Below are 21866 nucleotides of genomic sequence, written 5' to 3' on the forward strand. Positions count from 1 at the left end.
GAGGGGGGAAATTGCCGACCATCCCCCTCCCTAACCCTCCCCCTCCGGGGGAGGGGACACTGCTAGTCGTCCTGAGCTATCTTCACTTTTGAGGACACACCATATATCCTAACGAGCCAGGAGGGTGTGTCATGAGATCGAATCGCAAGTACGATTCAGAGTTCAAACAAGAAGCGATCAAGTTAGTCATTGATGAAGGCCGAACCATCCGTGAGGTAGAGAGCAGCCTAGGGATCACCCATGGCGTTCTCAAAGGGTGGGTCCAGAAACATCGGGACCAACAAGATCCTGTAAAAGTTCACCATGCATCAGTTGAAGCAGAACTGAAGCACCTGCGTAAAGAGAACGAGAGGCTACTGCGCGAGCGTGAAATCCTAAAAAAAGCAGTGGCCATCTTCTCGACGGATCCGAATCGATATTCGGGTTCATAACCGAGCACCGCTCCGAATTCGGAGTTCAGGAGATGTGCCGAGTTCTTGGAGTGACTCGGAGTTGGTATTACGCCCACGCAGCCGGCCGGGTAACCAAGCGGCAGCGTGAAGACCAGGCACTTCTACCAGCTATCAAAAAAGCCTTTCATGACAGCGACAAGACGTACGGTGCAGTACGAGTAGTCAAAGAGCTGCAAAAGCAACAACAGTACGTCGGAAAGAACCGCGTCTGGCGCCTGATGCGTGAAAATGATCTGCGAGTGAAGACTAAGCGGCGATTCAAAGTCACCACCAACTCAGATCACAAACGGCCTGTCGCGCCAAACCTTTTACAGCGGAACTTCTCTGCTCCAGCCCCTAATCAGGTTTGGACTGGTGACATCACGTATATCGAGACTGCTCAGGGCTGGTTGTACCTGGCAGTCGTGCTGGATCTCTTCTCCCGCCGGATCGTTGGCTGGAGCATGAGCGACCGAATGACAGACGACCTGGTTGTAACAGCTTTTGCCAATGCCGCGGTGAAGCGTCGGCCAGGAGCTGGCTTCATCTTCCACAGCGATCGCGGTTCGCAGTACTGCAGTAAGCGCTTCGGTGCCACGATTAGCAAAGCTGGCGGCATGCAAAGCATGAGCGGCACCGGATGCTGCTACGACAATGCTGTGACGGAGACATTCTTCTCGACGCTGAAGAGAGAGTTGGTTTACCACTGCTCCTTCAAAACCCGGCAGGAGGCGCAAAGCCGGATCTTTTGCTACATCGAAGGTTTTTACAATCGCAAGAGGCTACACTCTGCCATCGGCTATTGCTCCCCGGAAGAGTTCGAGCAGCAGGAGTTGAAGATGGCAGCATAAGGGTTTCTAACGTGTCCTCTATTGCGAAGATAGGCCATCCTTTTTATCCTCATCTGAAACGACTGTCACGCTCTCGCAAATGATCTTCTTGCTGTCCTGCATGTCCGAATATTTAAAGCCGCCTCCCAACGTGGTCGGCGAGCAAACGTTATCGGGTGAATTGGCATTGACCAGGCAGATCGCGCAGGTCACGGTTGGATTATCAGTCAGTTTTTCCACTTCATTGACCAGGCCTTTGCTGTGCAGAAAGCAGATGTGATGTTCGTGGTCCCCTGCACAAATGCATTTATGATCGGATTCCATCAGGTTCCCCCTGTTGTTTTGTCTTGAGCGTGCCGACTCTCAGAATCGGCACATCGAATATGCTATCCCTTTTGTACTGCCCTGTCATCTGACAACTTGTCCAGACATTCTCCAGCTATTTCTGCATCGGCTTTTTCTTCTGTTTGAGCGCTTCCTTCAGCCGCTGCTGTGCCTGGGCGATCAGCATCTGGTGCGTCCCCTCGACGCTCTCTTCCTCTGCGGGGCGGCGCTGGATATAGCTGCCGTCGGACTGCATGTCCCACGCGGAACGGCGGTCCGCATCGTGGCAATCGAAGACGGTGCGCAGCTCGGCAGTCAGCTCAGGCGCCGTAACCGGGCAGAGGACTTCCACCCGCGCCTCGAGGTTGCGCTTCATGGCATCGGCGGAAGAGATGAAATACTCCTCGGCGCCGCCGTTCCTGAAATAGTAGATCCGGGAATGTTCGAGAAAGCGGCCGACGATGCTGACCACACGGATGTTGTCCGACAGCCCGGGGATGCCGGGGCGCAGCCGGCAGGTGTCCCGCACGTACAGGTCGATTTTCACCCCCGCCATCGACGCCCGGTACAAGGCCTTGACGATGTCGCCGTCCTCCAGCGCGTTCATTTTGAACCTGATCAGCCCGCCGCCGTTTTGCCGGTGCAGTTCGATCTCCCGCTCGATACGCGTGAGCAGCGCCTTCTTCAAAAGCTTGGGCGCCGGCATGAGGGCACGGTAGTTGCGCTTGGCCGTAAACCCGGTGGTGAGGTAGTTGAAGAGCTCGGTGACGTCCTGGGCGATGGCGTCGTCGCAGGTAATGAGCCCTATGTCGCTGTAGATGCGGGCCGTCTCCGTGTGGTAGTTTCCCGTGCCTATGTGGACGTAGCGCCTGAGCCCCTGGAAGTCCTGGCGCACCACCAGGATCACCTTGCAGTGGGTCTTCAACCCGACCACGCCGTAGGTGACGTGAATCCCCGCCTCTTCCATCACCTCCGCCAGGTGGATATTGGTGGCCTCGTCGAAGCGCGCCTTCAGCTCCACGACCACCGCCACCTGTTTGCCGTTTTGCGCCGCCTGCACCAGCGCGTCGATGATGCGTCCCTGGATCGAGGTCCGGTACAGGGTCATCTTGATGGCGCGCACCTTGGGATCGTTGGCCGCCTCGCGCAGGAAACGCTCCACGGAGGTGGAGAAGGAGACGTACGGGTGCTGCAACAGGATGGCGCCCAGGTCGCGGATGGTGTGGAAGATGTTCCGCTCGGCCGGTAGCTGAGGGTGATCGATCGGATGGTGCGGCGGGTCGTGCAGCCGCGGGTAATCGAGCCTGGAGATCTCGAAGAGGTCGCGCAGGGCGAGCATACCGGAAACCTCGAGGACGTCGTTTTCCTCGTCCAGTTCCAGCTCCGCCGCCAGGCGCCCCCGGTGCAGCGGCTCCATCCCCTCTCCGACCTCGAGGCGGACGATGGGAGCGAACTTGCGCTCCTTCAGCTCGGACTCGATCATCGACATCAGGTCGTCCGCCTCTTCCTCGTCCTTCTCGGTGTTGGCGTTGCGGGTGACCCGGAAGATCTCGCAGGAGACGATGAGCATGCCCGGGAAGAGCATGTCCAGGTTGTTCATCATGACCTGCTCGATGGGGATGAAGTGGTCCCCCTTGCCGACCCGGATGAAGCGGGGCGTGCCCAGCCCGACCGGCACCTTGACCCGCGCCAGGGAGTGCTCGCGCGATTTCGGGTAGCGCAGCGTCACCAGGAGGTTGAGCGACAGGTTGGAGATGAACGGGAAGGGATGCGCGGGGTCGATCGATTGCGGCGTCAGCAGAGGATAGATGTTGGTGTAGTAGTGCTCGCGCAACTGCTTCTTTTCTTTGGGGGTCAGGGTGTCGTAGCTCTCGATGACGATCCCCTTCCCCTCCAGGAGTTCCCGCACCTGGCGAAAGGCTTCCCTCTTGGCGGCCTCAATCTCCCGGACCGAGGCGTTGCACTCGACGACCTGCTGGCGCGGCGTCCGGCCGTCCAGGGTCAGCTCGTGCAGCCCCGCGCCGATCTGCTGCTTCAAACCGCCGATGCGCTTCATGGCGAATTCGTCGAGGTTGGAGCTGACGATGGCGACGAACTTGAGCCGCTCCAGCAGCGGGGTGCGCTCATCCATCGCCTCGTGCAGCACCCGTCGGTTGAACTCGAGCCAGGTGAGCTCGCGGTTCAAGTACCAACGGCTCTCGCCCAGGTCGAATTCGGACTGTTCGACGCCGGTCGGGTTCTTCGGCTTGGGCGGCTGTTTCGCGCCCGGCTTCGCCGCCTTGGCCACCTTGGGTTTGACAGCCTTGACAGCCTTGACAGCCTTGGCGGGTTTGGACTTGGCCCCTGCGGGCTTGTTCGCCTTGGCAGCTTTTGTCGCTTTGACTGCCTTGGAATCCTTGGCGGGTTTGGCTTCTTTGACCACCTTGCCGCTTTTGACCGCCTTGGCAGTTTTATCCTTGGCAGTTTTGCCGCTCTTTGACTTTGCCGCCGTGACGCCTTTATCCTGCTTCAGCGCCTTCAGCTTCGTCTCTTTCGGTCGCTGCGGGTCATCGGCAACACCCGGATTCGGGACGGCAAGCACAGTCACATTACCTTCAATGAAATGAGGATTACTCTCTAAAGGATCATCCGGGCCCTCCACCGCCTGGCCCGGAGTCATTCGCGGGATCTCAAGCACATCCTGCACGGCGGGCTGTTGCTCATTCACCAGGTGAAAGACTTCGTCTTCTTGCTCGGCTTTCTGTGGTCCAACGGGTTTGGTCTCCATGACCTTGGTCTCCGGAGCTGTAGGATGATAATATTGTTACATTATTATCTGACTAAGGCAACCGTTGCCCCGCCGTTTGAGTATCGCTGACAGAGAAAGGCCCCCGCCGGTTCTGTTGTGCTTGCCGATCGGGGGCCTTTTCCTGTTGCCGCTATTGTCGTTATTCCACAGGCGGGATCTTTCGTCCCCGCACCGCCCTCTTCCTCAATATCTTCATAACCTCAGTCGAGCTCAGCTCAGTCTCCTTCTGTTTGCGCCGCTCCACGATGACCACAACCGGTGCTTCCTCTTCCTTGCCATCCCTGTCGCCCATGGTCCACCTCCAGCTGCGGCGGCTTTGCGCCGCAGCATCCGGTTAATGACGAACATTTTATCTTCATTGCCTCGCCTTGCCAGCGCTGTCCGGTCAGATACGTGCAGTTTTCAAAATCGAACCGTTTCCAGCTCTCTCCCTCCCTTGGCGGGCCTGCGCGCCGAAGCGCTTCGTCCCGCGAAGGCGGGAGGGGGCAGGGGGGTGGGTGACGTTGCCATGACCGCAAATGTGGCACCTACCCCCACCCCCTACCCCCCTCCCGCCAGGGGAGGGGGTACTTTTGGCGCATTGCTTATCCCATGTCCCCCTCTATAATCCTAAAGTCCAATCCACGCAGTCCGTAAGGAAACCGATGAAGATACTCCTTCTGGCAATGCCGGACGCCGCCAACAACTTCCATCGCATCATCAAGGTTCCCAACCTGGGCCTCTGCTCGATCGCGGCGCAGCTCAAGCTGCACGAGGTAAAAGTCGTGGACCTGGTGCTGGTGCATCGGGACATCCAGGCCTGGCTGCAGCGCTTCCTGCAGGAATTCAGGCCGGACGTGGTCGGCATCAGCAGCATGAGCTTCCAGTACGAAAGCGCCCTCAAGGTGATGTCGATCTGCCGCGCCTGTGTTCCGCAGGCCAAGCTGGTGCTGGGCGGCTACCACGCCACGCTCTCCTGCCGCGAGTTGACCGGTCATGCGCCTCCGTTCGATTTCCTGGTACGCGGTGAAGGGGAGCACTCCTTCCCGGCTCTTTTGGAGGCGCTGGACGGGCAGCGCTCCTTCTTCGACGTCCCCGGACTCTCCTGGCGGCGCAACGGAAGCTTCATCCACAACCCGACCGCTCCCCTGCTCGACCTGGCCCGGCTGCCGCTGCCCGATCGCGGCGCCAGGGTACTGGACGGCTTCACCTATTTCGATCGGAAACTGGACTGTGTGGAAACCTCGCGTGGCTGCACCAAGACCTGCACCTTCTGCTCGATCACCGGGATGTACGGTACCAGTTTCCGCTGCCACCAGCTTGAGCGGGTGATCGAGGACCTGAAAGAGCTGCAACGAAGGGGGACCCGGACCGTGCTGCTGGTGGATGACAACATCACCCTGGACAGCCGCCGCTTCACCAGCCTGGCCCGCGCCATCGTGGAGCACGGGCTGAACAGCATGGAGTACCTGGTCCAGGCCTCGGTGACCGGGATGGTGGCCGACCCGGAACTGATCCCGGCCTTGGCCCGCGCCAACTTCGCCATGGTCTTCCTGGGTATCGAATCGGTGCTTCCGCAAAACCTGGCTTTCTTTCAGAAGGGGGACATCCGGGAGAAAACGGAGCGGGCGGTGCGCCTGCTGCGGGAGCACGGCATCGGGGTCATGGGGGGATTCATCATCGGCAACCCGGACGATGGGCCGGAGGAGATCCGGGAGGTTTTCCGCGCCTCGCGCAGGCTGGGGATCGATCTTCCCTACGTGCAATGCGTGACGCCGTATCCCGGAACGAGGATCAGGGAAGAACTGTTGGAGGCGGGCCTGGTGACCAATCCCGACCGGCTGAGCAGGTACACCGGGTTCATGTGCAACGTGAGGACTAAGCGGCTCAGCACCGGGCAGTTGAACCGGATCATGAACTGGGAGAATCTGAAGGCCTTTTTCAGCCCCTCCATGTTCATCGGCAACTACTTCGTTCGGAAGCGCGAGAAGGGCGGCCTCAAGGTCCTCCTGAACAACCTGGACCTGATCAGGGGATTCTTCACCGGCGACCAGTTCCGCTCCCGGCACAGGTTCTAACTTCCGTTCTACTTCTAACTTCCGTTCTACTTCTAACTTCCGTTCTACTTCTAACTTCCGTTCTACTTCTAACTTCCGTTCTACGTTCTACGTTCTACGTTCTACGTTCTACGTTCTACGTTAGGAACCGCCCCCCCTAGTCCCTAGTCCCTAGTCCCTAGTCCCTAGTCCCTACCCCCTAGCCCCTGCCTTCACACCTTCCTCAACAGGCAGGCATGGGCCGAGAGGCCGGCGCCGTAGGCGAGCAGAACGCACCACTCGCCGGAGGGCATCCCCTCCTGCAGCATCTCTTCCAGGACGAACCACACCGTCGGCGATGACATGTTGCCGTACTGGGAAAGAACCTTCCTCGTGGCCCGAAGCCGTTCTTCCGGAATCCCCACCTGGTCCCGCACCGCGTTGATCACCTTCTCTCCGCCCGTGTGCAACGCCCACCCGATCTCTTTTTTGGCAAGGGATGACCCGGCCAAAAGATCATCCACCACTTCGGCCGCGGCCTTGCCCACCAGTTTGGGGAGGTCGGTCGACAGCTGGTTGTGCAGCTGCCCCCCTTTGTGCACGAACCGTATCGCCTCCCGCTGCTCCGGCACGTAGCGGCCCGCCGAACGGTGCAGCTCGAACCCTTCCGGCCGTTCCCACAGCACCGCGGCTGCGGCGCCGTCTCCAAAGAGCGCGTTGGAGAGGATCAGGCTCAGGTCGTTGCCCATCTGGAACGCGGCGCTGCAGATTTCCACCGCGACGCTCACCACCACCCCGCCCGTCATCCTCAGCATCGACTCGGCCACCTGGAGATTGGGAATGGCACCGCCGCAACCGCTGCCGACCAGGTCGTACAACCTGGTGCGGGGGGCCAGCCCCAAGCGCTGCGCCAGGTAGGTCGAGATCCCCGGACAGATGTATCCGGTGCAGGTATTGACGACCAGCCCGTTCACTTGCTGAACGGACAATCCCGCCTTTTCCAGGGCCCGGGTAACCGCCTGGGCGGCCAGGTTCACCGACTCTTCCGTGAAACGGGCCACCCTCTGGTCTTGTGTCTCGCTGAAGATCCGGGCGGGGTCGTCCACCGCGAAATGCCGCTTCTCGATGCTCGGGTGCTCGAATGTCGCCCGGATCAGCCCCATGCTTCTCGATGTCAGCGTGTCCCTGAAATGCTCACGAACCAGATCGGCGGCAAACCTCTGGCAAGCGCTGAAGCGCGGCACGGCGGACGCTATCGAGGCGACATAGGCTCTTGCTGGTAGTACTGGTGGGGGCTGCCCCCCGGTAACGGCTGCGTCGGTCATGCTCCCCTCCTCCCCGCAATACCCCAGAGTGCGCCGGAGTACATGTCATTGAAAGCTTCCTGGTAAAGCTGCAACAGCTCCTGCCGGTACTGCTCATCCACCCGTACCGCCTCCAGCGTCCAGCGCTCACAGTAACCGCACCGGGAGCAATCGCTGCCCCGGCAGTCGATCCCCCTCATGCCGTCCAGGAAACCGTCCAGAAGCCGGTTGTCGATATACACCGGATCCCACCGAAGCCCTGCCACCAGGCCGCGCTTCTCGGCCAAGCGCTTCAAACGGAGCAGCCCCGTCTGCCTGACGGCCAGAGGCCTCAAGAAGAACCTGACGAATCTCCTGAGATCCAACAGGCTGCCACCCTGCGCCGAGTCGGTCTTGTAGCCGTAAGGCTGGATCAGGTCCAGCAGGTTGCCGTCGAAACGCCCCTCGGCATAGGCCCGCACCCGGCGGGTCAGCACCTCGGTCGGCGCACCGCGCTCCAGGATCTTGAAGGAATCGAAGCCGAGCTCGGTATAGGCCTTGAGGTCCTCGGGGCGGATGAACTCCGAGCGCAGGTAGTGCGACGGATCGGCCAGCTTGGCTGCCGAACACTTGAGAGCACAGTAGTCGATCATGAAACCGCGGCTTGCGTGCCCCTTCTGCGAGGCGTGCGAGAGGTTCACCATGTGCTGGCCGGAGAGGGGGCAGAAGATGAGGCAGTTGGAGTTGGCGATCAACTGCAGCTCCAGTCCTACCGACTGCCGGATCGCGCGCAGCATGGCGAATTCGCGGTTCACCGCGATCGACTCCAGCGTGATGCAGTCCGCCCCGAGATCCTCCCAGAACCTCGCCTTCGCCACGCAGTCCACCCTGGCGTACACGCCCACCCGCACCTTGAGACGCGGATGACGCTTCTTGATGATGGGAAGCAGGAAGGGAAGCGATACCGTCACCGAGGTAACGCCGCAATCCTCGACGAACTCGAGCAGTCGTTCCAGGTCAGCCTGCCCCTTACCCATGAACTCGCGGTTATCCATGCACGCGGGATTCACCAGGTAGTTGAAGCCGATGCCGCGCCGCGCGGCTTCCTGCACGTGCGCCCGGAATCGCGCCTTGCCCAGCGGAGCCAGCATGAATGAGGCCCGGCCTCCCCCTACGCTGTCGGAGGAGAGCTTTCCGAACAGCTCGGCAACCGGGTACCCCTCCAGGGCCGGCACAAGATCGGGTTGGAAGTTGGTAGCCACGGAAAACTTCATGCGATATCCCCGGAAACGACCAGCAGCCAGAAAGGCTCCCGGCGAATGGTGATGGAGGCGGCTCCGGCCTGCAGCGCCGATTGGCGGAGCTCATCCTCAGTGAACGCTTTCAGGACCGAGAGCGGGCCGTCGTAGCGGGTCATGCGGTTGCGGGTGAAGATCCTGGTGAGCAGGTAGATCAGGATGTAGGCGATCCAGCTCCTGCGCAGGTCGATGACGATGAAGCCTCGCCGCGCCACCCGGAGCATCTCCTGCAGCGCCGTTACCACGTCCGGCTCCTTCATGTGATGCAGGGTCTTGCTGCACAGCACGAAGTCGAAGCTGTGGTCCCGAAAAGGAAGCTGCAGCGCATCGGCCACCAACAGCCTGATCTCCGGGTACGTCGCGGCGTATCGCCGCGCTATGTCGATGGTCCGACTGTTGAGGTCGATGCCGGTGACCTCGATGTCGATCCCTTTCTTTCTGGCCCACTCCACGAGGGCAACCGGAAGATCGGCCGAACCGGTGGCGACATCGAGCACCGAGAGGTGCCGTTGCCCCCGCACCTTCGCCGAAAGATGCTTGAGAAGCGCACTGGTGTCGCCGAGGTAACGGTTCACCGTCCTCAGGTCGGAGAGGCTCCCTTCCAGTTCCTCCAGGGTGCAGACCTCCGGAGGAAGGTCGAGAAATTCGAGGGTGGTCCTTTTGCGGGGGATCAAAGACATAGGGGCTCGCGGGGGCCAACAGGTTATTTAGGCCATTTGGGGCTGGTCAGCTCGATGCGCCAGACGGGACCGCCCGTGGCGAGCGGCCCCTCGAACTTCACGAAGGCGGGCACCTCGTCCATGATGGTCCAGATGTGGTTGTCCGGCGGGCTCTTGCCCAGGAGCGCGGCAGGGAGCCTCAGCAGGCCGAGGTGCGGCTTCAGGACATAGTGGATGGCGCTCTTTTCCACATCGCCGATCTGAATCCTGGTGCTCCCCGCCGGCGCCATCTCCAGCTCGATCACCCTCGGAGTCGGGGTGAAAGCGACCATGTGGATCGTTTCCCTGCTCCCCTTGGTGAGGTTCTTCATCACCGTGGGAACCATCCCGTTATAGACATCCGGTGGGAGTTCCATCTCGCCCTCGAGCACCTTCTCGTGCCCGTCTTTCCCCTTCACCTTGACCCGGTAGGCGCCGGTGGCGCGCTCGAGGGTGACATCGAGGTCGTCCTCGAATGATTTCCCCTTCTGGATCAGCCGGTAGCTCTTCAACAGGAATTTGTGCTGCTGCGAGAAGACCACCGTTTCGTCGTGCAGCGAACCGTCCTTGAAATAGAGGACGACCCGCGTCTTTATCTCTCCTTCCCGGGGCAGTTGCAGAAAATCGCCGGACGCGATGCGCTGGCCGGCGGAATCGTTCAGCTCCAAAAAGCCCCGTACCATCCCTTCGCTGAAACGGACTGCGACGGGTGCCCCAAACGCCGGGCCGCAGGAGAGGAGCAGCAGCATGGACAGCAGGCAGCACAGCAACGAAGGCAAGGACGAATGGTCATGGACAGGCTGCATATGCTCTCCTTGAGGGGGCCGGCCCGTCTCGGCACGCGCCCCGTCCTCCGGCCGTTTGTGCGCAACATCGGGTAGCCGCCCCGGAATTCGACTCGTGGATGGTAGCGCATCTAATAGCAGCTAGTGGCGCCGCACCGGGGTGCCCCCCTGCCCCCGCCACGTCCCGAGTGCCCCCTTGGCAAATCCCGCATAGCGCCAGAAAGGGGTCGGCAGCCCGATCGCGGTACCGATGCGGCGCAGGGTGCCCAGGATGGGGGCCTGGGTGTCGGTGAGGTGGATGCAGCGGCCGTGGTGCACCCCACTGTCCAGCAACGCCCGAGCCCGCTCCGGGGTAAGCTTCGGCGAGAAATAAAAGGACGGCATCAGCAGGTCGTCATCCGCACGGACCGCCCCCTCCTGCAAGGCAAGCCGGTGCAGCCCCGTCCCCGGGTAGACACGGATCCCGGTGGTGATGAAGGCGCCGTCCTTGCTGCCGACATGGCGGTTCAGGAAAGCCACCGTCCGCCCCAGCGTCTCCTCGTCCTCTTCCGGGCCGCCTACGAGAAAGCACCAGAGCGCCCGCAGGCGCGAACGGCCCAGCAGCTCGGCGGCCCGGTTGACGTCGTCCTCGTCAAATCCCTTCTGCAAGGCGGCCAGCGTGGCTCCAGCAGCACTCTCGGGGGTGATCACCAGCGACGTCATCCCGGCCCGTTCCATCAGCCGGAGTTGCTGCGCCGTCAACCCTTTGGGCGAAAGGGAGGAAGCGCAGAACCGTGCCTTCACGCCGCGCCTCAGTACCTCTTCCAGCAGCAGCTCCAGGTACCCCTCCGGCTCGTTGAAGATACTGTCCACGAACTCGAACTCTCCGGCTGAATTTTGCCGCATCGATTCGATGATCTCATCCACCACCGCAGCCGGGTCCCTCACCCGCCAGGATTCCCCTTCTACCCGACGGTAGGTGCAGTAAAGGCAGCGATGGGCACAGCCGCGCTTTCCCTGCACCGGGAGCACCGGCTCCCGTGCCAGGTACCTCCCGGCATCGATCCATCGGTGCAGCCGCGGCATCACCCAGTCGACGCACGGTGCCACGGGTTCGACGCACTGTGCCCGGGATTGCTCGCCGTGCCGATGTGGCGCCCCCTCTCTGCGGACCACCCCGGGCACCCGCCCGGCTGCATCTATGTCCCGCGCGCCGAAAAACGCTACCGCCGCCCGCTCTCCCTCCCCCACCACGGCATAATCAAGCTCCAGGTACTCCAGGACCTGACGAGGCAGGATGCTCACCCCGGCACCTCCGATAAGGACGCGGGCGTCGGAGTGTCCCTTTATCGCGCGCACCACCTCCCGTAACTCCGGAAGGTACGACTTCGGTGCCAGGAAGTTGCAGTTGTCGAGATTCCTGACAGAAAGGGCGATGCCGTCCGGCGCGAATTCAGCGAGGGCAGCTTCGACGGCGACGACCGGGTTTCGGACGAAGCAAAGATCCAGGAACCGAACCTGAAAACCCGCCAGCCGTAGCGCTTCGGCCACCCAGGCGGCCCCGAGCGGAGCCACCGGCTGCGGTGCGGTTTCCCTGTTCGTGCTGATCATGAGTATGCGTGACGCCACGTGCAGGAACTCCCGGCACTGTACTTTGTGCCTCCCTTTGCAGCCACAAAAAGGTATTGAACGCCATAAGCCCCCGTAGTAAAATGGTTCTTATGGAGGGAAGCAACAAACAAGACCCTTGACAACTAAATCAAAAACAACTCCGGATGCATGAAGCGACATCCGGGGTTGGTAACTGACGTCCGGTAGGCCAGGCCGAAAGGCTCTTTATCTCCTCCGTTAGGGTACAAAAAAACCTGAAAAGGATGGATCCGGTAGTAACCTCCTAGTAATAAAAAACCATCCTCACGGATAGAGCAGGCTCTACTTGAACGTCAGTTATTTTTTCAGAAAAAGCTCGATGATGAATTTCATCGGGCTTTTTTTATGCCTCCGGTTTACCAACTCCACTCTCTTGATCCGGGCGCGAGCCCATCTCCTTCCTCTAAAGATCCAGAAAAAGTAACAGCCTCTTAGAACAGATCTCAATAGTAGCAGACTTCATAAATTTCGCTGCCGCATGTCACGATCTCTTGCGGTTTCTGTTAAACTACCCGACATGGACTTCGCTGACCTTCCCCTGAACCAGTGCCGCCTCTCGGAGCGTGAGGTACTGGCATATCGCTGTTACGGCAGCGGGCCGGCACCGGTCGTCTTGGTGCACGGCCTGGCGGCGAGGTCCGAAACCTGGGCCGACCTCGCGCCGTTGTTTCCCGCCGACCGCTACACTCTCTACCTTCTGGATCTTCTCGGTTCGGGGGAATCCGCCAAGCCGAAGCAGGCTGACTACTCCATCCGGGGACACAGCCTCCGCCTGCTGGCCTTTCTCGATCAGCGGGGACTGGAGCAGGTAACCCTGGTGGGCCATTCTCTCGGTGGAGCGGTGGTATTGCTTGCCGCGGTCGAAGCGATGCTGCGGGGTGCTCAAAGCCTCCTTGCCGCCATGGTCATCATGGCCGGGCCGGGATACATACAGCGGCTTCCGCTCATGGCCGAGATTTTCGAGAACCGGATAGCCGCTGCGTTGTTTATCGCCCTCTACGCGCCGGACCTTTGGATCAAGGTTGGGCTGAAGATGGCCTACTATGACCATAACCTGGTCGACCGCGAGCACATCGCCAGGTATGCGCCCTGTTACCGCAACAGGAAAGCGAAGCGCGCCCTGGTGGAAACCTGCCGCAGTCTCATTCCGCTGGACCAGGAACAGATCGCGGCACGCTACGGGGAGTTACGCCTGCCGGTACTGTTGCTTTGGGGACGTCACGACCGGATCGTACCGCTGTCACAGGGAACGCGTTTGCAAGCAGCGATTGCCGGCGCCGAACTCCAGGTGATAGACGAATGCGGGCACAACCCGCAGGAGGAAAAGCCAGCGGAAACATTCGCAATCTTCGAGAGTTTCATCTCGCGGAACATCCGCGTGACTGATTGAATACCACGAGGGCATTGATCTTGAGCAGGTGAGGTGATATCTTTTGTGTGTTCTAGTGACTATTACATTCATTAAGGAGATGGAGCAATGACAGCACGCTTGATCGCAAGAATTATCGTTGGCATGACGGCCGTTGCCTTGTTAGCAACCGGTTGCGCCACCAATCCAGATGGCAGCTACGAATTCAAGAGAACGGGCTTGGGCGCTTTAGGTGGTGCGGTACTGGGGGCAGGAGCCGGTGCACTGATCGGCGGCAAATCCCACCGCGGACGCAACGCCGCCATCGGCGGCTTGACCGGCGCCGTAGTCGGCGGCGGCATCGGCAACTACATGGACCGTCAGGCCGCCGCTCTCAAGAAGGAAATGCCGCAGGCGGAGGTGGTGCGTGACGGCGACAAGGTCTACGTGGCGCTTCCTTCAGGCATCCTGTTCGACGTGGGGAAAGACACGCTGAAGCCTGAGGCGAAGGATGCCCTCGGCAAGGCGGTCCCCACCCTGCGCGACTCCCAGACCACCATCGTCATCGAAGGGCACACCGACTCCTCCGGCTCCGATGCCGTCAACCAGCCCCTCAGCGAGCGCCGTGCCGGCCGGGTGCGCGACTTCCTCATCTCGCAGGGCGTTCCGGGTTCCAAGATGGCAGCAGTCGGCTACGGCTCCACCCGCCCCGCGGTCCCCAACGACTCGGATGCCAACCGGGCCTTGAACCGCCGTGTGCAGATCGAGCTCTCCCCGAACGAGAAGCTCAAAGCCCAGGGTGGCAGCGGCAACAACTGATTCACCGGAGATCCCACGCAAAAAGCGGGGCGCCTGCATAGGCGCCCCGCTTTCATTTCGGCACGATCTTCTTCACCGCCGTTACTTCACGAACGTCCCCTTCTGGTACTCCTCGAAGGCCACCTGCAGTTCCTCCCGGGTATTCATCACGATGGGCCCGTACCACGCCACCGGCTCCCCGATCGGTTTGCCCGATATCAGGAGAAAGCGCACCGGCTTGCCCTGGGTGGTCACCGAAACGACATCGCCGTCTTCGAACAGTATCAGGTTCTCCGCTCCGCATTCGCAACGGCGCTCCAGGTCGAAATAGTTGGTCCCTACCGCGTCGTGCTCATATGCGTTGCGTTCATGGTCGAAGTACCCTTCGCCGTCGATGACATAGGCAAGAGCGGTGTATCCCCGCTTGATGGCGTGCGTGAAGCAGGACTCTTCCGGCATGGTCACGTCGAGGTACTCGGGGTCGGCCACCACGTCCCGCACCGGTCCCTGGACGCCGCCTGCGGTGCCGGCGATGACCTTCACCTTGATCCCGTTCATGGTTACTTCCGGGATCTCTTCGGCTACGATCCCCCGGTAGCGGGGCGGCATCATCTTGTGCGAGGCGGGAAGGTTGGCCCAGAGCTGGAATCCCCACATGAGTCCCTCGTCGTCCCCAAGGGGCATCTCCTGGTGAATGATGCCGCTGCCGGCGGTCATCCACTGCAGGTCTCCCGGTCCGATCACCCCCTTGTTGCCCATGCTGTCGCCGTGCTCCACCCTGCCGTGCAGCACGTAGGTGATGGTCTCGATGCCCCGGTGAGGATGCCAGGGAAACCCCTTCAAGTAGTGGGGCGGATAGTTGGAATGAAAATCGTCCATGAGCAGGAACGGATCGAAGAGGGGGACCTCCTCGTTGCCGAAGGCCCGCTTCAGATGCACCCCCGCCCCTTCGATGGTAGGCTTGCTTTTCCAGACCTTCCTGATCTTGCGCAGAGTATCCATATTCGCTCCTTTCCCGTTTTCCCTTGTAGAACGTGATCGCCAACGCACCTCACCGCGCGGCCAGAACTTTCAGCAGAGCCTCCGCGGCAGGCGCCGAGGATGCCGGGTTCTGCCCCGTCACCAGAGTGCCATCCACCTCGACGTAAGGTGCCCAATTACCCCCGTGCCGGAACTGCGCCCCCCGCTCCTTCAGCCGATCCTCCAACAGGAAAGGCACCACATCGGTCAGGCCGACGGCCTCCTCCTCGGCATTGGTGAACCCGGTGACACGCTTACCCTTGACCATAAAATCGTTATCCTTCCCTTTCACGTCTCCCAGGGTCGCCGGTGCGTGGCAGACCGCACCTACCGGCTTGTCCGCCTTGGCGAAGGCCCCGATCAGCGTTATGCAGTCCATATCGACGGCAAGATCCCACAACGGGCCGTGCCCCCCCGGTAAGAAGATGGCATCGTAGTCGTTGACCGAAACCTCCCGCAACCGCGTGGAGTGGGCCAGGTCATCCTGTGCGGCCTGGTCCGATTTGAAGCGCAGAGTCGCTTCTGTTTCGTTCTCCGGCAAATTGCTCTTCGGATCCACCGGCGGCATCCCACCTCTGGGTGATGCTATGGTGACTTTGGCTCCCGCGTCACGAAAGACGTAATAGGGTGCGGCCAATTCTTCCAGCCAGAAACCTGTCTTCTCCCCTGTGTCCCCCAGTTTGTCGTGGGAAGTGACTACCATCAGAATATTCATGACTGTCTCCTTTAACTGGTACATGAATCAGCAGGTTGATGTGATGTCTTTGCACACCTGTATGTGTGTACAACATTCAGGTGGATTATCAACCCGAAGAGGAGAACGGCAGCTGGCGATGCGCAGTTTTCAAGTGGGGACAGCACGGTGCGGGCCGGAGAGGTTGACAGTGCCAATAACCGTGCTTACGTTTTATTAAAACCACACCAGGAGTCTCATCATGAGCGAACAGGATGTTGAAATAGTCGAAGCTGAAGTGAACGGCAAAGAGCACGGGGGCGGGCTGGTGCTTGCTTCGGAGGTCCTGCCACTTGGACTTCCCATCATCCCCCTGCGTCCGCGTCCCGCGTTCCCCAACATGCTGGTACCGATGGTATTGAACGACCCGAACCAGGTACAGGCGGTCAAGCGGGCCATGGAAACGCCGGGGCAGGCGATAGGCCTGGTGCTGGTGAAGGACCCGGACAAGCCGGACGGCGCCGACAACCTGCACAAGGTCGGTGTCGCGGGCAAGATCGTCAAGATGATGCACCTCGACGACCAGAACGCCCAGTTCCTGCTCAACACACTGGAGCGTTTCACCATGGCCGAACTGCATGAAAACGACGGTGCCCTCTTCGCCAGCGTGAATTACCAGTACGGCACCGAGCTTTCGGTAAACCCCGAACTGAAAGCCTATTCCATGGCAGTCGTCAGCACGTTGAAAGAGCTGGTCCAGATCAACCCGCTCTACTCCGAGGAAATCAAGATGTTCCTGGGTCGGTCGAGCATCGACGATCCCGGCAAGCTCGCCGATTTTGCGGCCAGCCTGACCTCCGCGGACGGGCAGGATCTGCAGCGAGTGCTGGAACTGTTCGACGTGCGCAAGAGGATCGACCTGGTACTGACACTGCTCAAGAAAGAGCTGGAAGTGTCCCGCCTGCAAACCAAGATCACCAAGCAGATCGAGGAAAAGATCAGTCAACAGCAGCGTGAGTTCTTCCTGCGTGAGCAGTTGAAGGCTATCAAAAAGGAACTGGGGCTGGAAAAGGAAGGGAAGACAGCCGAAGCTGAGAAGTTCGAGGAACGCCTCAAGCACCTCAAACTGAATGACGAGGCGCAGCGAGTGGTCACCGAGGAGCTGGAGAAATTCAAACTGCTGGAACCGGCCTCCCCCGAGTACCACGTGACGCGCAACTACCTCGACTGGCTCACCATCCTCCCCTGGGGTACGTACAGCAAGGACTCGTTCAACGTCGACCGGGCCAGAAAGATCCTGGATCGGGATCACCACGGGTTGAACGACGTCAAAGACAGGATCACGGAGTTTGTCGCAGTGGGCAAGATGAAGGGGGATATCTCCGGTTCCATCCTCTGCCTGGTCGGTCCTCCGGGTGTCGGTAAGACGTCCATCGGCAAAAGCATCGCCGACGCCCTGGGGCGCTCCTTCTTCCGCTTCTCGCTTGGGGGCATGCGGGACGAGGCCGAGATCAAGGGCCACCGCCGCACCTACATAGGTGCCATGCCCGGCAAGTTCGTCCAGGCCATGAAGAGCGCCGGCACAGCCAACCCCGTGCTCATGCTGGACGAGATCGACAAGATCGGTGCGTCCTTCCAGGGGGATCCGGCCTCCGCCCTGTTGGAGGTGCTCGATCCGGAACAGAACGGAACGTTCCGCGATCACTACCTCGACGTCCCCTTCGATCTCTCCAACGTCCTTTTCATTGCGACGGCCAACCAGTTGGACACTATCCCCGGACCGCTGCTGGACCGGATGGAAATCATCCGGCTGTCAGGATACGTGCTGGAAGAGAAGATGGAAATCGCCAGACGCTATCTGATCCCGAAGGCGCTCAAGAACCACGGGCTGAAGCACGGACAGGTCAGCATCAAGAAGGACGCGCTCGCAGCCTTGATCGACGGCTGGGCGCGCGAGGCCGGCGTACGCACCCTGGAGAACAGGATCAAGAAGCTGATGCGGAAAGCCGCCATGGAGTTCGCCGGCGGCAGGACCGAGCCGATCATCATCACGAAGAAAGATCTAGCGGAGTACCTTGGTCAGCCGGTGTTCACGACAGAAGAAATTTTCGAAGGAGTACCGGGCGTAGTGACAGGCTTGGCGTGGACCAGCATGGGAGGCGCCACTCTTCCCATCGAAGCCACGGCCATGGCGAGCAAGGGTAAGGGGTTCAGGCAGACGGGGCAGTTAGGCAACGTGATGATAGAAAGTTCCGAGATCGCCTATTCCTTCGTGATGGCGCACCTGAAGGAGTACGGTGCGCCGGAGGATTACTTCGACACCCACTTCGTGCACCTGCACGTCCCTGCCGGCGCCACCCCGAAGGACGGCCCTTCTGCCGGGGTAACCATGGCTACGGCATTGATCTCGATGATTAAAGGAAAGCCGGTGCGGAAGAAACTGGGGATGACAGGCGAACTGACTCTCACCGGGCGGGTGCTGCCGATAGGCGGCGTGAAGGAAAAAACCATTGCCGCAAGGCGGGCCGGTCTGAAGGTATTGATCTTCCCGGAAGCCAACCGGAAGGATTTCCAGGAACTGCCGGACTATCTGAAGGAAGGGCTGGAGGTGCACTTCGCCAAGGAATACAAGGACGTGTACAAGGTAGCTTTCGGCTGATTCAGCTCAGAGCCTAAACGCGAAAAAGCCCCGTCTGGAATCAGACGGGGCTTTCTCTATTAAATTCCCTGCGGCGACCTACTCTCCCACATCGTTTCCAATGCAGTACCATCGGCCCTGAGAGGCTTAACTTCCGTGTTCGGGATGGGAACGGGTGTGACCCTCTCGGCATTGCCACAGAGAAACTCGTAGCTTGGGCTTTCGCCCGCGCAATATGTTTCTCACAATCGCATTTCGTGTCTGTAGGATTTTTTGGCAGTATATGATCGGGGGGTGGAGGACCACCCCCCTCTCTAAGAATTTTTTATGGTCAAGCCTCACGGCCGATTAGTACCGGTAAGCTGAACGCATTACTGCGCTTACACACCCGGCCTATCAACGTTGTGGTCTACAACGGGCCTTCAGGGGATTGCTCCCGGGGATACCTAATCTTGAAGGAGGCTTCCCGCTTAGATGCTTTCAGCGGTTATCCTTTCCGTACATAGCTACCCAGCGACTGCTCCTGGCGGAACAACTGGAACACCAGAGGTACGTTCAACCCGGTCCTCTCGTACTAAGGTCAACTCTTCTCAAGTATCCTACGCCCACGGTAGATAGGGACCAAACTGTCTCACGACGTTTTAAACCCAGCTCGCGTACCGCTTTAATTGGCGAACAGCCAAACCCTTGGGACCTACTTCAGCCCCAGGATGCGATGAGCCGACATCGAGGTGCCAAACCTCCCCGTCGATGTGAACTCTTGGGGGAGATCAGCCTGTTATCCCCGGCGTACCTTTTATCCGTTGAGCGACGGCCCTTCCATACAGAACCGCCGGATCACTAAGACCTACTTTCGTACCTGCTCGACTTGTTGGTCTCGCAGTCAAGCTCCCTTATGCCTTTACACTCTACGGCTGGTTTCCAATCAGCCTGAGGGAACCTTCGCGCGCCTCCGTTACTCTTTGGGAGGCGACCGCCCCAGTCAAACTACCCATCAGACAGTGTCCCCGATCCGGATGACGGACCTGGGTTAGACATCCAAACAAACCAGGGTGGTATTTCAAGGATGGCTCCACCGAGACTGGCGTCCCAGCTTCAAAGCCTCCCACCTATCCTACACAAGCTTATTCGAATGTCACTGTCAAACTGTAGTAAAGGTGCACGGGGTCTTTCCGTCTTACCGCGGGTACTCGGCATCTTCACCGAGAATTCAATTTCGCTGAGCCACTGGTTGAGACAGCGCGGAAATCGTTACGCCATTCGTGCAGGTCGGAACTTACCCGACAAGGAATTTCGCTACCTTAGGACCGTTATAGTTACGGCCGCCGTTTACCGGGGCTTCGGTTCAAAGCTTCACCTTGCGGCTAACAAATCCCCTTAACCTTCCGGCACCGGGCAGGCGTCAGACCCTATACGTCGTCTTGCGACTTTGCAGAGTCCTATGTTTTTAGTAAACAGTCGCTACCGCCATTTCTCTGCGACCCTCTTCAGCTGTGCGAGCGAATCGCCTTCACCAAAAAGGGCATACCTTCTCCCGAAGTTACGGTATCATTTTGCCGAGTTCCTTAACCAGTGTTCTCTCAAGCACCTTAGGACATTTATCCTCACCCACCTGAGTCGGTTTACGGTACGGTCACCTGCTGTCTGAAGCTTAGAGGCTTTTCTTGGAAGCATGGGATCGACGACTTTGCGGGGATACCCCCTCGTCATCAGTTCTCAGCGTTGAATGGAAGAAGGGATTTGCCTCCTCTTCCCGCCTACAACCTTAAACCTGGACAACCAGCGCCAGGATCGTCTACCCTTCTCCGTCCCCCCATCGCAACAACAGGTGGTACAGGAATATTAACCTGTTTCCCATCAACTACGCCTTTCGGCCTCGCCTTAGGGACCGACTAACCCTACGCAGATTACCTTTACGTAGGAAACCTTGGGTTTTCGGTGACAAGGTTTCTCACCTTGTTTTTCGCTACTCATGTCAGCATAATCTCTTGTGATACCTCCAGCCGTCCTCACGGTCGACCTTCGCAGGCTTACACAATGCTCCCCTACCACTTGATCCTTAAGGATCAAATCCGCAGCTTCGGTACTATGCTTAGCCCCGTTACATTTTCCGCGCAGACCCACTCGACCAGTGAGCTATTACGCTTTCTTTAAAGGGTGGCTGCTTCTAAGCCAACCTCCTGGTTGTCTGGGCATTTCCACATCGTTTTCCACTTAGCATAGATTTTGGGACCTTAGCTGGCGGTCTGGGCTCTTTCCCTTTTGACTACGGATCTTATCACCCGCAGTCTGACTCCCACAATAACAGTTAGCGGTATTCGGAGTTTGGTTAGGTTTGGTAACCTGGTGAGGCCCCTAGCCCATCCAGTGCTCTACCCCCGCTACTTACTTTGTGAGGCTATACCTAAATATATTTCGGGGAGAACCAGCTATCTCCGAGTTTGATTAGCCTTTCACTCCTATCCACACCTCATCCCCTGGCTTTTCAACGCCAGTGGGTTCGGGCCTCCACGAAGTGTTACCTTCCTTTCACCCTGGACATGGATAGATCACCCGGTTTCGGGTCTACCCCCAGCAACTAATTCGCCCTATTAAGACTCGCTTTCGCTGCGGCTCCGTTCTATGAACTTAACCTCGCTGCTGAGGGTAACTCGCTGACTCATTATGCAAAAGGCACGCGGTCACACTGGATTGCTCCATAGTGCTCCCACTGCTTGTAGGCATACGGTTTCAGGTTCTATTTCACCCTCCTCATTGGAGTACTTTTCACCTTTCCCTCACGGTACTGGTTCACTATCGGTCAGAGAGTAGTATTTAGCCTTGGGAGATGGTCCTCCCGGATTCCCACGAGGTTTCACGTGCCTCGCAGTACTCGGGGACACCCTAGGGTGACTCATGGTTTCGGATAAGGGGCTATCACCCACTATGGCCGGCCTTTCCAGACCGTTCTCCTACCAATCATCAATCCCACGTCGGGGCCCCACAACCCCGGAACCATCGAAATGGTGCCGGTTTGGGCTGTTCCGCTTTCGCTCGCCGCTACTGACGGAATCACTATTGTTTTCTTTTCCTGAGGGTACTTAGATGTTTCAGTTCCCCTCGTTCGCCACGCATGGCTATGTATTCACCATGCGTTACTGGAGCATTACCTCCAGTAGGTTTCCCCATTCGGAAATCTCCGGGTCAAAGCCTGTTTAGCGGCTCACCGAAGCTTATCGCAGCTTACCACGTCCTTCATCGCCTCTCTCTGCCTAGGCATCCACCGTACGCCCTTAGTAGCTTGACCATAAAAAAACTGTAAATGATCT

16 protein-coding genes and 2 rRNA genes are annotated in these 21866 nt (G+C 59.3%); 6 read left to right on the forward strand and 12 right to left on the reverse strand.

The features are described 5' to 3' along the window. Positions 1 to 131: 131 nt before the first annotated feature. Together KP004_RS21615 and KP004_RS15070 are read left to right on the forward strand one after the other, a co-directional pair. Positions 132 to 431, forward strand: a complete 300-nt coding sequence (locus KP004_RS21615) for a transposase (protein WP_216500633.1) — start codon at positions 132 to 134, stop codon at positions 429 to 431. Then, the gene (locus KP004_RS15070) at positions 428 to 1282 is read left to right on the forward strand and encodes an IS3 family transposase (RefSeq protein ID WP_239027054.1); all 855 of its coding nucleotides are present in this window, start codon (positions 428 to 430) and stop codon (positions 1280 to 1282) included. Before KP004_RS21615 ends, KP004_RS15070 begins: the two co-directional genes overlap by 4 nt. An 18-nt stretch (positions 1283 to 1300) precedes the next feature. Here KP004_RS15070 and KP004_RS15075 read toward each other — a convergent pair whose 3' ends face one another. The 3 genes from KP004_RS15075 to KP004_RS15085 form a co-directional block, all read right to left on the reverse strand. Next, a complete protein-coding gene (locus KP004_RS15075) occupies positions 1301 to 1585 on the reverse strand; it encodes a hypothetical protein (protein WP_216799314.1) in 285 nt (94 codons plus the stop codon). 115 nt (positions 1586 to 1700) lie between these two features. After that, positions 1701 to 4352, reverse strand: coding sequence for a polyphosphate kinase 1 (gene ppk1, locus KP004_RS15080; protein ID WP_239026828.1), 2652 nt, complete (start codon positions 4350 to 4352; stop codon positions 1701 to 1703). Positions 4353 to 4512: 160 nt separating this feature from the next. After that, positions 4513 to 4665: a hypothetical protein gene (locus tag KP004_RS15085; RefSeq protein ID WP_216799315.1), complete on the reverse strand. Its 153-nt coding sequence runs from the start codon at positions 4663 to 4665 to the stop codon at positions 4513 to 4515. A gap of 352 nt (positions 4666 to 5017) precedes the next feature. Here KP004_RS15085 and KP004_RS15090 point away from each other — a divergent pair, with 352 nt between their 5' ends. Then, complete coding sequence (locus tag KP004_RS15090; protein WP_216799316.1) at positions 5018 to 6430, forward strand: B12-binding domain-containing radical SAM protein; 1413 nt, start codon at positions 5018 to 5020, stop codon at positions 6428 to 6430. 191 nt (positions 6431 to 6621) lie between these two features. Here KP004_RS15090 and KP004_RS15095 read toward each other — a convergent pair whose 3' ends face one another. The 5 genes from KP004_RS15095 to KP004_RS15115 form a co-directional block, all read right to left on the reverse strand. Next, positions 6622 to 7713, reverse strand: a complete 1092-nt coding sequence (locus KP004_RS15095) for a type III polyketide synthase (RefSeq protein ID WP_216799317.1) — start codon at positions 7711 to 7713, stop codon at positions 6622 to 6624. Beyond that, positions 7710 to 8945: a U32 family peptidase gene (locus tag KP004_RS15100; RefSeq protein WP_216799318.1), complete on the reverse strand. Its 1236-nt coding sequence runs from the start codon at positions 8943 to 8945 to the stop codon at positions 7710 to 7712. The genes KP004_RS15095 and KP004_RS15100 overlap by 4 nt, the downstream gene beginning before the upstream one ends. After that, a complete protein-coding gene (locus KP004_RS15105) occupies positions 8942 to 9649 on the reverse strand; it encodes a methyltransferase domain-containing protein (RefSeq protein WP_216799319.1) in 708 nt (235 codons plus the stop codon). The genes KP004_RS15100 and KP004_RS15105 overlap by 4 nt, the downstream gene beginning before the upstream one ends. A gap of 23 nt (positions 9650 to 9672) precedes the next feature. Further along, on the reverse strand, positions 9673 to 10473 hold the full coding sequence (locus tag KP004_RS15110; protein ID WP_239026829.1) for a hypothetical protein: 801 nt from the start codon (positions 10471 to 10473) through the stop codon (positions 9673 to 9675). A gap of 120 nt (positions 10474 to 10593) precedes the next feature. Beyond that, positions 10594 to 12042 (reverse strand): B12-binding domain-containing radical SAM protein, encoded by a 1449-nt coding sequence (locus KP004_RS15115; RefSeq protein ID WP_216799320.1) that lies wholly within the window; start codon positions 12040 to 12042, stop codon positions 10594 to 10596. Between the two features lie 556 nt (positions 12043 to 12598). Here KP004_RS15115 and KP004_RS15120 point away from each other — a divergent pair. Continuing rightward, complete coding sequence (locus tag KP004_RS15120; RefSeq protein WP_216799321.1) at positions 12599 to 13471, forward strand: alpha/beta fold hydrolase; 873 nt, start codon at positions 12599 to 12601, stop codon at positions 13469 to 13471. Positions 13472 to 13558: 87 nt separating this feature from the next. Then, positions 13559 to 14248, forward strand: a complete 690-nt coding sequence (locus KP004_RS15125) for a YiaD family glycine zipper/OmpA-like lipoprotein (RefSeq protein WP_216799322.1) — start codon at positions 13559 to 13561, stop codon at positions 14246 to 14248. Between the two features lie 81 nt (positions 14249 to 14329). On the opposite strand, the gene KP004_RS15130 is transcribed toward KP004_RS15125, so the two are convergent. After that, on the reverse strand, positions 14330 to 15229 hold the full coding sequence (locus KP004_RS15130) for a pirin family protein (RefSeq protein ID WP_216799323.1): 900 nt from the start codon (positions 15227 to 15229) through the stop codon (positions 14330 to 14332). A 49-nt stretch (positions 15230 to 15278) separates the two neighbouring features. Continuing rightward, entirely contained in the window at positions 15279 to 15962 is a 684-nt protein-coding gene (locus KP004_RS15135) for a type 1 glutamine amidotransferase domain-containing protein (RefSeq protein ID WP_216799324.1), read from the reverse strand. Positions 15963 to 16182: 220 nt separating this feature from the next. Here KP004_RS15135 and lon point away from each other — a divergent pair, with 220 nt between their 5' ends. Further along, positions 16183 to 18579 (forward strand): endopeptidase La, encoded by a 2397-nt coding sequence (lon, locus tag KP004_RS15140; protein ID WP_216799325.1) that lies wholly within the window; start codon positions 16183 to 16185, stop codon positions 18577 to 18579. A gap of 65 nt (positions 18580 to 18644) precedes the next feature. Here lon and rrf read toward each other — a convergent pair. Together rrf and KP004_RS15150 are read right to left on the reverse strand one after the other, a co-directional pair. Beyond that, positions 18645 to 18761 (reverse strand): 5S ribosomal RNA (gene rrf, locus KP004_RS15145). A 124-nt stretch (positions 18762 to 18885) separates the two neighbouring features. Then, a 23S ribosomal RNA gene (locus KP004_RS15150) occupies positions 18886 to 21844 on the reverse strand. Positions 21845 to 21866: the final 22 nt, after the last annotated feature.

This window comes from Geomonas oryzisoli, from assembly GCF_018986915.1.
In the GTDB taxonomy this organism is placed as follows: domain Bacteria; phylum Desulfobacterota; class Desulfuromonadia; order Geobacterales; family Geobacteraceae; genus Geomonas; species Geomonas oryzisoli.

Coding starts and splice junctions, on each gene's coding strand:
- KP004_RS21615 (WP_216500633.1), top strand. CDS start 132: ATGAGATCGAATCGCAAGTACGATTCAGAGTTCAAACAAGAAGCGATC.
- KP004_RS15075 (WP_216799314.1), bottom strand. CDS start 1,585: ATGGAATCCGATCATAAATGCATTTGTGCAGGGGACCACGAACATCAC.
- ppk1 (WP_239026828.1), bottom strand. CDS start 4,352: ATGGAGACCAAACCCGTTGGACCACAGAAAGCCGAGCAAGAAGACGAA.
- KP004_RS15085 (WP_216799315.1), bottom strand. CDS start 4,665: ATGGGCGACAGGGATGGCAAGGAAGAGGAAGCACCGGTTGTGGTCATC.
- KP004_RS15090 (WP_216799316.1), top strand. CDS start 5,018: ATGAAGATACTCCTTCTGGCAATGCCGGACGCCGCCAACAACTTCCAT.
- KP004_RS15095 (WP_216799317.1), bottom strand. CDS start 7,713: ATGACCGACGCAGCCGTTACCGGGGGGCAGCCCCCACCAGTACTACCA.
- KP004_RS15100 (WP_216799318.1), bottom strand. CDS start 8,945: ATGAAGTTTTCCGTGGCTACCAACTTCCAACCCGATCTTGTGCCGGCC.
- KP004_RS15105 (WP_216799319.1), bottom strand. CDS start 9,649: ATGTCTTTGATCCCCCGCAAAAGGACCACCCTCGAATTTCTCGACCTT.
- KP004_RS15110 (WP_239026829.1), bottom strand. CDS start 10,473: ATGCAGCCTGTCCATGACCATTCGTCCTTGCCTTCGTTGCTGTGCTGC.
- KP004_RS15115 (WP_216799320.1), bottom strand. CDS start 12,042: ATGATCAGCACGAACAGGGAAACCGCACCGCAGCCGGTGGCTCCGCTC.
- KP004_RS15120 (WP_216799321.1), top strand. CDS start 12,599: ATGGACTTCGCTGACCTTCCCCTGAACCAGTGCCGCCTCTCGGAGCGT.
- KP004_RS15125 (WP_216799322.1), top strand. CDS start 13,559: ATGACAGCACGCTTGATCGCAAGAATTATCGTTGGCATGACGGCCGTT.
- KP004_RS15130 (WP_216799323.1), bottom strand. CDS start 15,229: ATGGATACTCTGCGCAAGATCAGGAAGGTCTGGAAAAGCAAGCCTACC.
- KP004_RS15135 (WP_216799324.1), bottom strand. CDS start 15,962: ATGAATATTCTGATGGTAGTCACTTCCCACGACAAACTGGGGGACACA.
- lon (WP_216799325.1), top strand. CDS start 16,183: ATGAGCGAACAGGATGTTGAAATAGTCGAAGCTGAAGTGAACGGCAAA.